At 61.4% G+C, this 14,356-nt stretch carries 11 protein-coding genes, 1 tRNA gene and 1 rRNA gene; 11 read left to right on the forward strand and 2 right to left on the reverse strand.

What is annotated here, in order from left to right; genetic code table 11:
• Positions 1-88, forward strand: a 5S ribosomal RNA gene (gene rrf / locus ACP7BS_RS14175); the annotation flags it as partial.
• A gap of 482 nt (positions 89-570) precedes the next feature.
• Positions 571-647 (forward strand) — tRNA-Met (locus tag ACP7BS_RS14180).
• 358 nt (positions 648-1,005) lie between these two features.
• Here the strand turns inward: ACP7BS_RS14180 and ACP7BS_RS14185 are convergent.
• Positions 1,006-1,569: a dual specificity protein phosphatase family protein gene (locus tag ACP7BS_RS14185; protein WP_426238614.1), complete on the reverse strand. Its 564-nt coding sequence runs from the start codon at positions 1,567-1,569 to the stop codon at positions 1,006-1,008.
• A 340-nt stretch (positions 1,570-1,909) separates the two neighbouring features.
• Between ACP7BS_RS14185 and ACP7BS_RS14190 the strand changes: the two genes are divergently transcribed.
• From ACP7BS_RS14190 to ACP7BS_RS14230, 9 genes are all read left to right on the forward strand, one after another.
• Positions 1,910-2,938 carry a substrate-binding domain-containing protein gene (locus ACP7BS_RS14190; RefSeq protein WP_426238615.1) on the forward strand — a complete coding sequence of 343 codons (1,029 nt, stop codon included), beginning with the start codon at positions 1,910-1,912 and terminating at the stop codon, positions 2,936-2,938.
• Between the two features lie 167 nt (positions 2,939-3,105).
• A complete protein-coding gene (locus ACP7BS_RS14195; RefSeq protein WP_426238616.1) occupies positions 3,106-4,644 on the forward strand; it encodes a sugar ABC transporter ATP-binding protein in 1,539 nt (512 codons plus the stop codon).
• A gap of 28 nt (positions 4,645-4,672) precedes the next feature.
• Complete coding sequence (locus tag ACP7BS_RS14200) at positions 4,673-5,665, forward strand: ABC transporter permease (RefSeq protein ID WP_426238617.1); 993 nt, start codon at positions 4,673-4,675, stop codon at positions 5,663-5,665.
• A gap of 1 nt (position 5,666) precedes the next feature.
• Positions 5,667-6,683, forward strand: a complete 1,017-nt coding sequence (locus tag ACP7BS_RS14205; RefSeq protein WP_426238618.1) for a sugar-binding transcriptional regulator — start codon at positions 5,667-5,669, stop codon at positions 6,681-6,683.
• Entirely contained in the window at positions 6,680-7,675 is a 996-nt protein-coding gene (locus ACP7BS_RS14210; protein ID WP_426238619.1) for an aldo/keto reductase, read from the forward strand. The genes ACP7BS_RS14205 and ACP7BS_RS14210 overlap by 4 nt, the downstream gene beginning before the upstream one ends.
• Positions 7,676-7,687: 12 nt before the next feature.
• Entirely contained in the window at positions 7,688-9,436 is a 1,749-nt protein-coding gene (locus ACP7BS_RS14215; RefSeq protein ID WP_426238620.1) for an FAD-dependent oxidoreductase, read from the forward strand.
• Entirely contained in the window at positions 9,409-10,251 is an 843-nt protein-coding gene (locus tag ACP7BS_RS14220) for a class I fructose-bisphosphate aldolase (protein ID WP_426238621.1), read from the forward strand. Before ACP7BS_RS14215 ends, ACP7BS_RS14220 begins: the two co-directional genes overlap by 28 nt.
• A 202-nt stretch (positions 10,252-10,453) precedes the next feature.
• Positions 10,454-11,983 (forward strand): FGGY-family carbohydrate kinase, encoded by a 1,530-nt coding sequence (locus tag ACP7BS_RS14225; RefSeq protein WP_426238622.1) that lies wholly within the window; start codon positions 10,454-10,456, stop codon positions 11,981-11,983.
• 2 nt (positions 11,984-11,985) lie between these two features.
• Positions 11,986-13,605 (forward strand): GMC family oxidoreductase, encoded by a 1,620-nt coding sequence (locus tag ACP7BS_RS14230; protein WP_426238825.1) that lies wholly within the window; start codon positions 11,986-11,988, stop codon positions 13,603-13,605.
• Positions 13,606-13,635: 30 nt separating this feature from the next.
• Here ACP7BS_RS14230 and ACP7BS_RS14235 read toward each other — a convergent pair whose 3' ends face one another.
• Positions 13,636-14,283, reverse strand: coding sequence for a TetR family transcriptional regulator (locus ACP7BS_RS14235; protein ID WP_426238623.1), 648 nt, complete (start codon positions 14,281-14,283; stop codon positions 13,636-13,638).
• Positions 14,284-14,356 lie beyond the last annotated feature (73 nt).

Here is a 14,356-nt window from a genome sequence, read left to right on the forward strand (position 1 = left end):
CCCGTTCCCATTCCGAACACGGCCGTGAAACGCCCCTGCGCCAATGGTACTCCGTCTTAAGACGCGGGAGAGTAGGTCGCTGCCAGGTCTGCTAAAGGCAAGAAAAATACCAAATACACTCTCTTCTCCGAACAAACGCCGGCCCAGCCGATAAAACAGGCCGCCCTCAAGCGGCCTTTTTGCTTCGCTACAATGCCCGATAATGGAATACACGTTCAAAGGCGGTCTTCTCGCTCGAAGGCTGCCGGTTCCGCTAAAGGCCTCTGCCTGATACGGAACATCAAGGCGACAAATTCTGCGAATTTGCGCTGAAATGAACAAGGGAAGGCAAATACGGCCCAACCTGTAAGCGACAAACCTTCGGTTTGCGCTATTGACGAAAACCGCCATAAGGCGGTTTCCTTGTCGCGATATTCGGCTTCGCCGAATACGCTGGTGACGCGACAAATCCCGAAAGGGATTGCACGGTTCCGACATTCTGCCGCGCAGAATGCAGAGATACACAGACGCGATTTTGCTAACGCAAAACGCTGGTAACGCGACAAATCCCACAGGGATTTGCACGGATAACGCGGGGTGGAGCAGCCCGGTAGCTCGTCAGGCTCATAACCTGAAGGCCGCAGGTTCAAATCCTGCCCCCGCAACCAAATCGATACGAAAAACACACAAAAAGCCCGCCATCCGGAAACGGAGGCGGGCTTTGCTGCGTTCGGAGGATAAGCGAAGAGGCCGAAGGAGGGCAAAGGGCAGCGGAAAAGGATCAATCGCCTTTCAAGCCACCGAACAGACATAGCGTCTCGCACCCATCCCTCCGTCAGCGCCCGACAGGCTCACGCCATAACCCCACAAATGCCGCTGATGGCCGAGAAGGACGTTCGGCGGGGCAGGGGACGTCGGCAGTGCTGGTTTGCCAAGGGGTCCGTCTCACCTCAGTTGACGCGCGGTGTCCTGAGCGGAGAAACCGAACGGCGTTTGGATTTCGGTAGATCCCGACGATATTCGTCATCAGCCTGACAGACCGTAGAGGTTTTCAAGTTTTTCCCAATTCGCGTCCATCGCATAGGTCGGCGAGAGGAAAGGAATGCTGAAATGGCCGAAGCGGATCGACAGTTGGCGTTCGGCCGTATCCTCGTCTGCGCCGGCAATCCGGTTCAGATAGAGCACGGAGGCAAGACCGGTCCGGTCGGCGCCCGATTTGCAATGGATGAGGATGGGTTTCGGCGCATCGCGCAACAGGGTGACGAGGGTGTTTGTTTCCTCGATCGTCAAGGCTTGGGTGGCCGACATCCTGAAATCGATATGCTTGATGCCGAGGCTGCGGGCTGCCGCAACCTCATCCTTATACCAGGCCGCCCCCTGGCCACTTCCGCGCAGGTTGACAATGGTCTTGATGCCGTAGCGCTGCGCATAATCGGCCACATTCAGGGCCGTTGGCTGGTTTGAACGATAGAGTGCGCCCGGCACGACTTCGGCAAAATTACCGGTGGCCTGAATGGCGAACAGATAGGTTCCAAGCCCCACCGCTGCGGCGCAGCCTGCCATCAAAGCCGGCTTCCAAAATCCGTGCATCAAATCCACCAGCGGCCGTTGCGATGGGATCAGCTTTGCCGTTTGGGCTGACAACAGCCTGAACGGCGTGCGATGACGGTGGAAGTGGCGGTTTTGCAGTGGTCCGGCGAATGGGTTGGGTGTTTGCAGCAAACGCGCAGGATTTCGCGTTCTTCACAGCTAGGGCATCCGAATGTGTGAAATATATTTCATAGTATGAATTATATTGACTTTGCTCGGTTGTTGCGATTATCTGCCCATACCGGACTTCGAGGAGGAACTCCGGTCTTCATTGGATCATCGGGCCGCCGATCAGGCGCCGCCGGGTATTTGGGAGGGGCTTCGGCCTCAAGGAGGAATCTTGCGCAAATTTCTAAGCTCGACCGCATTGGCGGTCCTTGCATCGACGCTTTTCGCCGGCGCTGCCGCTGCTGAAACGGACAATCCGTTCCGCTGCAAGCCGGGCGAAAAATACGTCATGAACGTCATGGTCTCGGGCGTCGAATACTGGTTCCCGGTCTATGAAATGTTCAAGCAGGCGGGCCAGCAGCTCGGCTGCGAGACCGCCTATACCGGCACGCCGGAATATGACGTCAACAAGCAGATCGCCACGTTCGACCAGGCACTGGCCCAGAACCCAGCCGGTATCCTCGTCCATCCGATGAACTCCGACCCGTTCATCGAGCCGATCAACCGGGCGATCGACCAGGGCACGGCTGTCGTTACTTTCGCCGCCGATGCGCCGCTTTCCAAGCGCATCTCGTTCATCACCTCGGACAATACCCGCGAAGGCACCTATGCCGCCGACGCGATCGCCGAGAAGATGGGTGGCAAGGGCGAATATGCCGTTTTGGAAAATCCGGGCCAGGACAACCATGACAAGCGCATCGCCGCCTTCATCGCCCGCATGACTGAAAAATATCCGGACATGAAGCTGGTCGGCCGTGCTGCTTCCAACCAGGATCCGACCAAAGCCTATCAGGCGCTTTCGAGCCTCATCCAGGCCAATCCGAACCTCGGGGCCGTGTTCATGCCGGAGGCCAACTCGGCCATCGGCGCGTCGCAGGCCAACAAGGAAAGCGGCGGCAAGATCCTGGTGATGTGCGCGGACGTCAACGCCAACATTCTCGACATGATCAAGGCGGGCGAAGTGTTTGGCTCGATCAACCCGAACCAGGGCATGCAGGGTTACATGGGCTTCATGCTGCTCTGGCTTGCCAAACACCCGGAACTGATCGACCCGATGAACGACGCCAAGCGCGTCGGCTTCAACCCGATGAGCATTCCCTTCGTCGATAACGGCCTGTCGATCGTCACCGCCGACAATGCCGACGACTTCTACTGGGACAAGTACCTGAAGCGGCGTGGTACGAAGGGCATCGAGGAGTAAGCCCACTGCATAATCCTTAAATCGGTATCGATTTAAGGACAAATTATGCAGCAGGCCAAAGCGTACAGCGACCTTTGCGCGTCTGAAAGACGCGCGGCGCTGTAGGTGCCGGCTGTCCGGGGCTTCATGCCCCGGACAGCCGCCGCAAACGTAGGGAGAAGCATGCCATGGCGCCGATGCCGGTTCTGGAAATCCGCAATGTCAGCAAGCATTTTGGTGCTGTGAAGGCGTTGACGGACGTGAGCTTCAGTCTGGAAAAGGGCGAGGTTCATGCGCTGTGCGGCGAAAACGGCGCGGGCAAGTCGACGCTGATGAATATCATTGCAGGGGTGTTGCAGCCGACCGAGGGTGAAGTGCTCGTCGATGGCGCGCCGGTCAAGGTGACCTCGCCGGCCGTGGCGCAATCGCTCGGACTTGGCCTCGTGCATCAGGAAATCGCGCTCTGCCCCGATGCGACGGTGGCGGAAAACATGTTTATGGCGGCCACCAACCGCCGCCGCTCGCCGTTCATGAACTATGGCAGGCTGGAGCGGGAGGCTCAAGGTGTGATGAACCGCCTGGCGCCGATCGACGTGCGCCAGAAGGTGGCTGAGCTACCAATTTCCAGCCAGCAGCTGGTCGAGATCGCCAAGGCGCTGACGCTCGACTGCCGCGTGCTGATCTTCGACGAGCCGACGGCCGCACTAACGGAATCGGAAACCCAGGTGTTGTTCGGGATCATCCGTGATCTGAAGGCGCAGGGCATCTCGATCATCTATATCAGCCACCGCATGGCCGAAATTTTCAGCCTGTGCGACCGGGTGACCGTGTTTCGTGACGGGCGTTACGTCTCGACTGAAAAAGTCGCCGATCTGACGCCGGATGATATCGTCCGCCGCATGGTCGGGCGCGAGATCACCCAGCTCTATCCGGAAAAGCAGGCGCTGGCCGAGCAGACGGACGAGACCATTTTGAGCGTCCGCAATCTTGGTGATGGCGATCGCTTCAACAATGTCAGTTTCGAATTGCGCCAAGGCGAAATTCTTGGCGTCGGCGGGCTGATCGGCTCGGGCCGCACCGAGATTGCCGAGGGCATTTGCGGATTGCGGCCGGTGAGGGAAGGCGAGGTGCAACTGCATGGGCAGCGGCTGCGGGCGCGGTCCTATGCGCTGGCCGTACAGGCGGGCGTCGTCTATCTTTCGGAGGACCGCAAGGGGTCCGGCGTCTTCCTGGAGCTGTCCATCGCCCAGAACATTGCCGTGCTCGATCTGAAATCGCTGACCGGGCCGCTCGGCCTGTTGAATTCGAAGGCCGAGGCGGATCGTGCGCGGGATTTAACCAGGCGGCTCGGGGTGCGGATGGGCGGCATCGACATGCCGGTCTCGTCGCTGTCGGGCGGCAACCAGCAGAAGGTGGCGATTGCCAAGCAGCTGGCGGTCAATCCCAAGGTCATCCTGATGGACGAGCCGACGCGCGGCATCGATGTCGGCGCCAAATCGGAAATCCACCGGCTCTTACGCGATCTCGCCCGTTCCGGCATCGGCATCGTCGTCATCTCGTCGGAACTGCCGGAGCTTCTCGGTCTCTGCGACCGGGTACTGGTGATCCGCGAGGGTACGGTTGCCGGTGTGGTCGGGGGCGAGACGATGACCGAAGAGGCGATCATGCGGCTGGCATCGGGTGTCGGCGCTCACAATAATTCAAAGGCATCAGAGCATGCCGCATAAAGAACAAGCAGGGGCAGGAGACAAGGTCATGGCGGACGCTACGTTGGCAACGGCACATCAGGCACGGGCGCCGGGCTGGAAACGGCTGGGGACGATGCGCGAGGCGGGACTGATCGCGATCATCCTGGCGCTCTGCATCGCCATGAGCTTTGCCTCGCCGCATTTCCTGACGCTCGGCAATTTCCGGGCCATGCTGATGTCGTTTTCGGTGGAAGGCATCGTCGTCGTCGGCATGACCATCCTGTTGATCGTCGGCGGTATCGACCTGTCGGTCGGCTCGGTCGTCTGCTTTTCGATGGTGCTGTCGGGCTCGCTGTTCCTGATGGGGCTCGATCCCTGGAGCGCATCGCTGATCGGCATCATTGCCAGCGGCCTGATCGGCTGCGTCATGGGCTTCTTCGTCACGGTGGTGGGGCTCAACCACTTCATCACGTCACTTGCGGCGATGGTGATCGTGCGCGGCATCTGCCTGATCATCACCAAGGGCACGCCGCTGTCGCTGTTTACCTTGCCGCCGTCGTTCAAGGCGGTCGGGCAGGGGACGTTCTATGGTATCCCCTATGTGATCCTGATCTTCGTCGCCGTCGTCGTGCTGTTCGATTTCCTGCTGCGCCGGGCAACCGCTTTCCGCAAAGTGTTCTATACCGGCAGCAACGAGAAGGCGGCGCTCTATTCCGGCATCAAGACCAACCAGGTAAAATTCTGGGTGACGGTGCTCTGCGCCACATTGTCGGGTGTAGCAGGCGTCATCTACATGTCCCGCTTCGGGGCCGCGACCCCGACCTTCGGTGTCGGCATGGAACTCAACATCATCGCAGCTGCAGTGATCGGCGGCGCCTCGCTCAACGGCGGCTCGGGTACGATCCTCGGTGCGATCCTCGGTATCGCTCTGCTCTCGGTGGTTACAAGCTCGCTGATCCTGCTCGATGTCTCGGTCTATTGGCAAGACATGATCAAAGGCTGCATTCTGCTCGCTGCCGTCTCGATCGACCATTTCCTGCACAAGCGGAAGGCTGCCTGATATGTCGCCCAATAGGCCCATCGCCAAGCTCAAACCCGCCAATGCGCCGCGCGAGGAAATCGTCATCGCCCGGCAGATGCACCAGGCCCTGGTCCTGCATTTCCTCGAAGGCCTGACGCAGGCGCAGATCGCCGATCAGCTCGGCATCTCGCACGCCACCGTCAACCGGCTGATCAAGCGCGGCCGCCAGCTGGGCCTGGTCGAGATCAAGATCAAGTCGCCGGTCGAGCCGCTGGTCGATATGGAAGAGCAGCTTCGGGCATTGGGCGGCATCAGTCGCGCCGTGGTGGTGCCGACCGTATCGGACAATCCGCAGACGGCCCTTCAGGCAGTCGGCGAAGCGGCAGCCCGGCTGTTGCTGGAGGAAATCACGGACGGCGATACGATCTGCATTACCGGCGGCAAGGGCGTCAGCGCCGTGGTGGCCGGATTGCAGGCGCAGCGCCGTTTCGATGTCGAGGTGATCCCAGCGACCGGATGCGTCCAGGGCAAGCACTATACCGACGTCAACCACGTCTCGACGATGATGGCCGATCGGCTCGGCGGGCGCTCCTACCAGATCCATGCGCCACTGTTTGCCGATAGTGCGGCCGAGCGCGGCATGCTGATCAACATGCGCTCGGTTGCCGACGTGTTCAAACGGGCGCGCGAGGCAAAGATCGCGGTGGTCGGTATCGGTTCGATCCTGTCGGACGACTCGAGTTACTACGACCTGCATCCGTCCTCGAGCACCGACCGTGCCGCCATCGAGCGTTCCGGTGCATCCTGCGAATTGCTGGCGCATCTGCTCGATAACCAGGGGCAGGTTTGCGACTACAGCCTCAATCGGTCGCTGGTATCGCTGACGCTTCCGGAATTTGCCTCGATCCCCACCAAGATCGGTGTGGCGAGCGGGCCGAACAAGGCCGGGCCGATCCTCAGCGTATTGCGGGGCAATCATCTGGATACGCTGGTGACCGACGAGGCGACGGGTGCGCGGGTACTGGCATTGGCGAATGGCGAAGGAAAATGGGCATGAGCGGGCAACAGTTGACACGCGAAATCGGCAAATCCGGCGTTTCCGCCTCAGCGGTCGGGCTTGGAACCTGGGCGATCGGCGGCTGGATGTGGGGCGGGACGGATGAAAACGAGTCCATCGCCGCGATCCAGGCCTCGCTTGAGGCGGGCGTGACGCTGATCGATACGGCACCGGCTTACGGGCTGGGGCGCTCGGAAGAAATCGTCGGCAAGGCACTGGCTGGCCGCCGCGACAAGGCTGTGATCGCCACCAAATGCGGCCTTGTCTGGCATACGCAAAAAGGCCGCCATTTCTTCGATCAGGACGGCAAGCCGGTCCACCGCTATCTCGGCCGCGATGCGATCATGCACGAGGTCGAGGAAAGCCTGACGCGGCTCGGAACCGATTACATCGACCTCTACATCACCCATTGGCAGGACCCGACGACACCGGTCGAGGAGACGATGCGGGCGCTGGAAGATCTGCGCACATCCGGCAAGATCCGGGCGATCGGGGCGAGCAATGTCAGCAAGGACGATCTCAACGCCTATATTGCTGTTGGTGGTCTCGATGCGATCCAGGAGCGGTTCAGCATGATCGACCGTGAGATCGAGGTGGATCTGCTGCCGCTGACCCAAGCCAATGGCATTGCGACGCTCAGCTATTCGTCGCTGGCGCTGGGGCTGTTGTCCGGCGCCATCGGCCCGGACCGGGTATTTTCCGGCGACGACCAGCGCAAGGACAATCCGCGCTTTTCGGTCGGCAACCGGAAGAAGGCAACGGCGCTTGCCGATGCCATCCGGCCGGTCGCGGACAAACACGGCGCGAGCATCGCCCAGACCGTGATTGCGTGGACGCTGGCCCAGCCGGGGGTGACCTTTGCGCTCTGCGGGGCGCGCAATCCGGCGCAGGCAATCGACAATGCGCGGGCCGGGACCATCCGGCTGGATGCGGCCGACCTTGCCGCCATCGATACGGCCATAGCGGCGAAACTAACTGATATGGACAGGTAGCGGATCGCCATCATGGAACGTCAAGAGATATTGGACGGGCTGCGCCAAAGCCCGAAGGTGGACGTGTGTGTCATCGGCGGCGGCATCAACGGCATCAGCGTCTTCCGGGAGTTGGCGCTGCAAGGGCTCAGCGTGCTGCTGGTCGAGAAGCACGACTACTGCTCCGGCGCCAGTTCGGCACTGTCGCGCATGGTGCATGGCGGGCTGCGCTACCTGGAAAACGGCGAATTCAAGCTGGTGCAGGAATCGCTGGTCGAGCGCGACCGGCTGTTGCGCAACGCGCCGCATTACGTCGCGCCTTTGCCGACGACGGTGCCTGTCTTCGATATCTTTTCCGGCCTCGGCAATGGCATCGTCCGGTTTTTGGGCCTCAGCCGCCGTCCGAGCCGCCGCGGTGCGGTCGCCATCAAGGCAGGCCTGAGCATCTATGATTTCCTGACGCGCAAGAGGGCGATGATGCCGCGCCATCAGTTTCGCGGCCGCCGCACGACGCTTGAAAAATGGCCGGCACTGCATCCGGGCATCAAGAGTTCCGCCACCTATTTCGACGCCTGGGTCAGCCATCCGGAACGGCTGGGCATCGAACTGCTGCAGGATGGTCTTTCAGCAAAGTTCGGCGCGGCGGCACTGAACTATGCGAAGCTGCGGCGCACGGACGATGGCCGGTATCGCGTCGAGGACCAGATCGGCGGCACATCCGTTTCCGTCGAACCGGCGCTGATCATCAACGCCACCGGCGGCTGGATCGATATCGCCAATCAAGCGCTGTTTTCGCCGGGTGCGCGCCCCGCACCGCTGATGGGCGGCACCAAGGGATCGCATCTGATCATCGACAATGACGCGCTGCGCGATGCCCTTGCCGATCACATGATCTATTACGAGAACGAGGACGGGCGCATCTGTATCCTGTTTCCCTATCTCGGCAAGGTTCTTGTCGGCTCCACCGATATCCGCGTCGATGATCCGGAAACGGTGCGCTGCGAGGCGGATGAGCGGGACTACATCCTGCAGTCGCTCGCCTTCGTGCTGCCGGACATCAAGATCTGGCCCGAGGAGATCGTCTTCCAGTTTGCCGGCGTGCGGCCATTGCCGGCCAGCAAAGACAGCTTTACCGGCCGCATTCCGCGCGATCATTTCTGCACGGTCGTCGAGCCGAAAGATGGCGGCCCGCCGGTGCTGTGCATGATCGGCGGCAAGTGGACGACGTTCCGGTCGTTCGGGGAAATGGCGGCCGACATGGCGCTGGAAAGATTGGGCAGGCAGCGGCGTGTTGCGACAACCGACCGGCCAATTGGCGGCGGGCGGGCATTTCCTGCCAACGCACCGGTCTGGCTTGCGAGCGTCGCAACAGCCAAGGGCATTTCCGGCGAGCGTATGGCTGAGCTGTTTCGCCGGTACGGTACCGATGCCGAGGCCGTCGCCGGTTTTATCGCCGCAGGCCCGGATACGGCACTGCCCCATGCCGGTTACTCGGTGCGCGAATTGCTGTTTCTGATCCGCGATGAAGCCGTCGAACATCTCGACGATCTGCTTTTGCGGCGCACGACGTTGGCTGTCTCGGGCGAGCTTTCACTCGACATGATGGACGCTGTGCTTGATCTTTTGGCGCAGGAAAAGCGCTGGACACCAGCGCAGCGCGCCAGCGAGCGCGACCGGTTTCTCACCCTTCTCAACGGACGCCACGGCGTCGATGAAGACATGCTTTCCGCAAGGAACGAACCAAGGAGTACACAATGCGACACAACAGCAAAGTCCGGATGAACCGGCTGTTCGGCAACGGCCGCTGCCTCGACGTGGCGATCGATCACGGCGTCTGCAACGAGCCATCCTTCCTCAACGGATTGGAAGACATTCAGGCGGTGGTCAAGGCGCTGGTGTCTGCGGCACCCGACGCGATCCAGATGAATTACGGCCAGGCGGACCTGTTGCAGGACGTGCCAGGCAAGGACAAGCCGGCGCTGGTCATGCGCATCGACATGGGCAATCCCTATAACCGCATCCGCCACCGCGACATGTGGGCGGTGCTGCAGAACGAAGCCGAGCCGCTGATCGGAGCGCTTGAGATGGATGCGGCCTGCGTCGTCGTCAACCTGTTCATGCTGCCGGATGAGCCGGACCTGTTTCGCCAATGCGTGCAGAACATTTCCCGCGTGCGGGCGGATTGCGACAAATATGGCATGCCGCTGATGATAGAGCCTTTGGTGATGAAGCCGGTCACCGAAAAGGGCGGTTACATGGTCGATGGCGATGCCGACAAGATCGTCACCTTGACGCGGTTGGCGCGCGAGATGGGCGCCGATATCGTCAAGGCCGACCCGACCGACAATGCGGAGGATTTCCATCGCGTCGTCGAGGCAGCCCGCTGCCCGGTTCTGGTACGTGGCGGCGGTAAGGAAGATCTGCGTGCGGTGTTTGACAAATCTGCTGCCTTGATGCGGCAGGGCGCAATGGGCATGGTCTATGGGCGCAACATCTATCAGCACGCCAATCCGAGTGCCGTGGTGCGCGGGCTGATGGCGATCATCCATAAGAATGCCAGCGGCGAAGAGGCTTTTGCGGTCTATCAGCAGGGTTGATTGCGGCGCGTTTTTCTTCTCCCCACCGGGGAGAAGTGCCGCGCGTATGCGCGGCGATGAGGGGGCGGCGAGTTCAGAGCCTGTCGCGCCCTCATCCGGCCCTGCTGGCCACCTTCTCCCCGCTGGGGAGAAGAGGAAGTCAGGTCTGTGTTTTCGGCCGGAATCGCGCAAAACTCTGTCAGAACCTTGGGAGGGGTTTGGAATGAAGCAATATCTTTTGGGGCTGGATGCCGGAAACACGGTCATCAAGGCGGTGATTTTCGACCGGGCGGGCAACGAAATCGCGGCTGCGGCCGAAGAGGGGCATAGCCGCATGCCGAGCCCAGGGCATGTCGAGCGTGGTCTGGACGAGCTTTGGACCAATGCACGGCAGGTTATCCGTGCTTGTATCGAAAAGGCAAAGATCCAGCCGGACGAGATTGCCGCGATCGGTTGCGCCGGGCATGGCAACGGCCTCTATGCGCTCGATCGCGATGGTGCCCCGCTGCTCGGCATCCAGTCGATCGATACGCGGGCGGCCGGGCTGGTTGACGAATGGCGCGAATCTGGCGTCGGCGACCGGACCTATCCGATTGCCCGCCAGCGTCCGTGGCCATCGCAGACCCCGACACTGCTTGCATGGCTGAAGCGCCACCGGCCGGAGCAGTTCAGCCGGATCGGAACGGTATTCTTTTCCAAGGATTTCATCGTCAACCGCCTGACCGGCGAGCGTGTCAGCGAGGTGTCGGACATGTCCGGCGCCGGGCTGCTCGATCTTGCGGAGCGCCGTTATGACAAGGCGCTGATGGAGGCCTATGGCCTTGGTGATTGCATGGATCTCTTGCCGCCGCTGATCGAAAGCGCTGATATTGCCGGTACGGTCACCGAAGAGGTTGCCAAGCAAACCGGGCTTGCCGCCGGCACGCCGGTGGTCGGCGGGTTGTTCGATGTCGTCGCTTCGGCCCTTGGCTCGGGCGTTACGCGCACCGGCAGCGCCTCGATCATTGCCGGTACCTGGAGCATCAACCAGGTGATCATCGACGGTCCCGACCTCGATGGGCCGGTGTTCATGTCCTCGACTTTCGATCGCAGCCGCTACATGGCGATGGAAAACAGCGCCACTTCGGCCGCCAATCTTGAATGGCTGGTCAGGGAGTTCTTTGAGGGCGAGCATGGGGAAGACGTTTCGCCCTTCGATGCGGCTTGCGCGCTGGCAGGCGCAGTCGAGCCATCGGCAGACGATCCGCTCTACCATCCCTATCTCTACGGCGCCCAGCAGGATGGCCACGCACGCGCCGGGTTCTACGGCATTGCCGGCTGGCACACCAAGGGGCATCTGGTTAGCGCGCTGCTTGAGGGTGTTGCCTTCGGCCATCGCCATCATATCGAGACGATCCGCAAGGCGGGTGCGGTGTTCAACGAAGCAGTTCTCTCCGGCGGTGGGTCTCGCAGCCTGATCTGGCCGCAGATCTTTGCCGATGTGCTCGGCGTTCCCGTGACCGTTGCCCGTTCGCGGGAAACCGGTGCCCTGGGGGCGGCGATTGCCGCCGGAACCGGCGTCGGCATCTTTGCGGATTTTGAAGCGGGTGCGGCGGCCATGGTGCAGACCGAGCGGCATTATCGTCCGAACGTCTCGCTTGAGGCGCATTATATCAGGCGCTACGCTCTCTTTACGGATATTGCCGAAGCGATGGCGCCGCTCTGGCGGCGTCTGGCGGCGGTGCAGCCTGTTGGTGCTGGAGTGGCGGCGTGACCATGCGTGTGAATGATGCAGCGATCGATGCGGGGCGCTACGATTTCATCGTCGTTGGTGCGGGATCGGCGGGATGTGTTCTGGCCAACCGGCTTTCCGCCGATCCGAAGAACCGCGTGCTCTTGCTCGAGGCCGGCGGCAGCGACCGGTATCATTGGGTGCATGTGCCGATCGGTTATCTCTACTGCATGGGCAATCCGCGCACCGACTGGATGATGAAGACCGCAGCCGAAGCCGGATTGAACGGCCGGTCGTTGCCTTATCCGCGTGGAAAGGTGCTCGGCGGCTGCTCGTCGATCAACGGCATGATCTATATGCGCGGTCAGGCAGCGGATTACGACGGCTGGCGGCAGGCGGGCAATTCCGGCTGGGGCTGGGATGACGTGCTGCCCTATTTCCTCAAATCCGAGGATAATTATCGCGGCAAATCGCGGGTGCACGGGGCAGGCGGCGAATGGCGGGTGGAAAAACAGCGGCTGTCATGGCCGATCCTCGATGCGTTTCGCGATGCTGCCGAAGAACTCGGCATTCCGAAAACCGACGATTTCAACGATGGCGACAATGAGGGCTCGGGTTATTTCGAGGTCAACCAGCGCGGCGGCCTGCGCTGGAATACCACCAAGGCCTTCCTGCGCCCGGCGATGAAGCGGGCCAATCTGCGCGTGCTGACCGGGGCCGAAACCGAGCGGCTGGAATTCGACGGCAGGATGGTGACCGGCGTGCGGTTCCAGCTGAACGGACAGACCCATGTCGCCCACGCCAACCGGGAGGTCGTGCTGTCGGCAGGAGCAATCAACTCGCCGAAAATCCTGGAGCTTTCCGGGGTCGGCCGTCCGGATGTGTTGTCCCGTGCCGGAATCGAACCAACCCATGAACTTGCGGGTGTCGGCGAAAATCTGCAGGACCATCTGCAGATCCGCACGGTGTTTCGCATCGAGGGCGCCAAGACGCTGAACCAGCTCTATCACAACCTGTTCACCCGGGCAGGCATGGGGCTCGAATACATGCTGCGCCGGTCCGGGCCGCTGTCGATGGCGCCGAGCCAGCTCGGCATCTTCGCCAAGAGCGATCCCGCCTTGGCGACGGCCGACCTCGAATATCATGTGCAGCCCCTGAGTACCGACCGGCTCGGCGAGCCGCTGCATAAATATCCGGCCGTCACCGTTTCCGTCTGCAACCTGCGGCCGGAAAGCCGGGGGACGGTGCATGTTGCGGGGCCGGAGCTTTCCGCTGCCCCGGACATTCGGCCGAACTATCTTTCCACTGCCGGGGACCGGATCGTTGCGACCAATTCGATCCGCCACGCCCGGCGTCTGATGGAGACCGGTGCGATTGCCAAATACAGGCCGCAGGAGATGCTACCCGGCACGGAATACCAGAGCGACGAGGAGTTGATCCGCCGCGTCGGCGATATCGCCACGACGATTTTTCATCCGGTCGGCACCTGCAAGATGGGCAGCGATGCGATGGCCGTGGTCGATCCTCAATTGCGGGTGCATGGGCTGTCGAAATTGCGGGTGGTCGATGCGTCGATCATGCCGACGATCGTCTCGGGCAATACCAATTCCCCCGTGATCATGATTGCGGAGAAGGCGGCGGAGCTGATTGTTTCCGGCGTTTGAGGAGACCCGGCTGCAGGCGGCGGCGCTGCTTCAGTCCGGCGGGGACACAGGCAAACCTGATGGGCCGGAATTATACGGCATACCGGAAGTGTCGTCGAAGCTTCGATAGGCCATGCGTTTATACGCCTCGACCAGCGCGCGCCCTTCCGTTTCGCCGGTCGAGAGCGCCAGCCGCATGACGCATTCGCCGAAATACATCACCAGCAAGGCCGATACCTTGAGCCGGTCGAGATCTTCATCCGGCAAGGCGCGCTTCAGCGCTGTCGCGAGAAGAATTGCATTTTGCCGGCTTTCGACCAGTTCGATCTCCCGCAGGCTCTTGTCTGCCTGCATCGCCGACCAGATGTCGCGGATCACCGGCTCGGCCAGGAAGATGTCGTAATATTCGTCGATCAGCACGGAGAAGGCCTGACGCAGATCTTCAACCGTCTTCACATGGGCAAGGCCATCGGCGATGCAGGCGCGCGAGACGGCATTGTAGCGCTCGGCCAGCGTGCGGATGATTGCAGCCTTGTCGGGAAAATACTGGTACAGCGAGCCGATCGAAATGCCGCTCAATTCAGCGACTTCGCTCATCCGCATCGTGTCGCTGCCGCGCTCGGCAATCAGCCGGGAAGCGCTCGCCAGAATATGCTCGACCCTCTCGCGGCTGCGCTTTTGCGTCGGTGATTTGCGCATCGCCCCTTCCTCCTCCTGTGCCGGCGAGGGCGCTGTCTGGTCCACGGCCAAGATCTGTCCTTTCAGGTTTTCT

Origin of the sequence: Pararhizobium sp. DWP1-1-3, assembly GCF_049896125.1 — a bacterium.
In the GTDB taxonomy this organism is placed as follows: domain Bacteria; phylum Pseudomonadota; class Alphaproteobacteria; order Rhizobiales; family Rhizobiaceae; genus Pararhizobium.

What these genes read in the sequence shown, in the direction of transcription:
- ACP7BS_RS14185 (WP_426238614.1), bottom strand. Translation starts at nt 1,569, where the DNA reads ATGCACGGATTTTGGAAGCCGGCTTTGATGGCAGGCTGCGCCGCAGCG.
- ACP7BS_RS14195 (WP_426238616.1), top strand. Translation starts at nt 3,106, where the DNA reads ATGGCGCCGATGCCGGTTCTGGAAATCCGCAATGTCAGCAAGCATTTT.
- ACP7BS_RS14200 (WP_426238617.1), top strand. Translation starts at nt 4,673, where the DNA reads ATGGCGGACGCTACGTTGGCAACGGCACATCAGGCACGGGCGCCGGGC.
- ACP7BS_RS14205 (WP_426238618.1), top strand. Translation starts at nt 5,667, where the DNA reads ATGTCGCCCAATAGGCCCATCGCCAAGCTCAAACCCGCCAATGCGCCG.
- ACP7BS_RS14210 (WP_426238619.1), top strand. Translation starts at nt 6,680, where the DNA reads ATGAGCGGGCAACAGTTGACACGCGAAATCGGCAAATCCGGCGTTTCC.
- ACP7BS_RS14215 (WP_426238620.1), top strand. Translation starts at nt 7,688, where the DNA reads ATGGAACGTCAAGAGATATTGGACGGGCTGCGCCAAAGCCCGAAGGTG.
- ACP7BS_RS14220 (WP_426238621.1), top strand. Translation starts at nt 9,409, where the DNA reads ATGCGACACAACAGCAAAGTCCGGATGAACCGGCTGTTCGGCAACGGC.
- ACP7BS_RS14225 (WP_426238622.1), top strand. Translation starts at nt 10,454, where the DNA reads ATGAAGCAATATCTTTTGGGGCTGGATGCCGGAAACACGGTCATCAAG.
- ACP7BS_RS14230 (WP_426238825.1), top strand. Translation starts at nt 11,986, where the DNA reads ATGCGTGTGAATGATGCAGCGATCGATGCGGGGCGCTACGATTTCATC.
- ACP7BS_RS14235 (WP_426238623.1), bottom strand. Translation starts at nt 14,283, where the DNA reads ATGCGCAAATCACCGACGCAAAAGCGCAGCCGCGAGAGGGTCGAGCAT.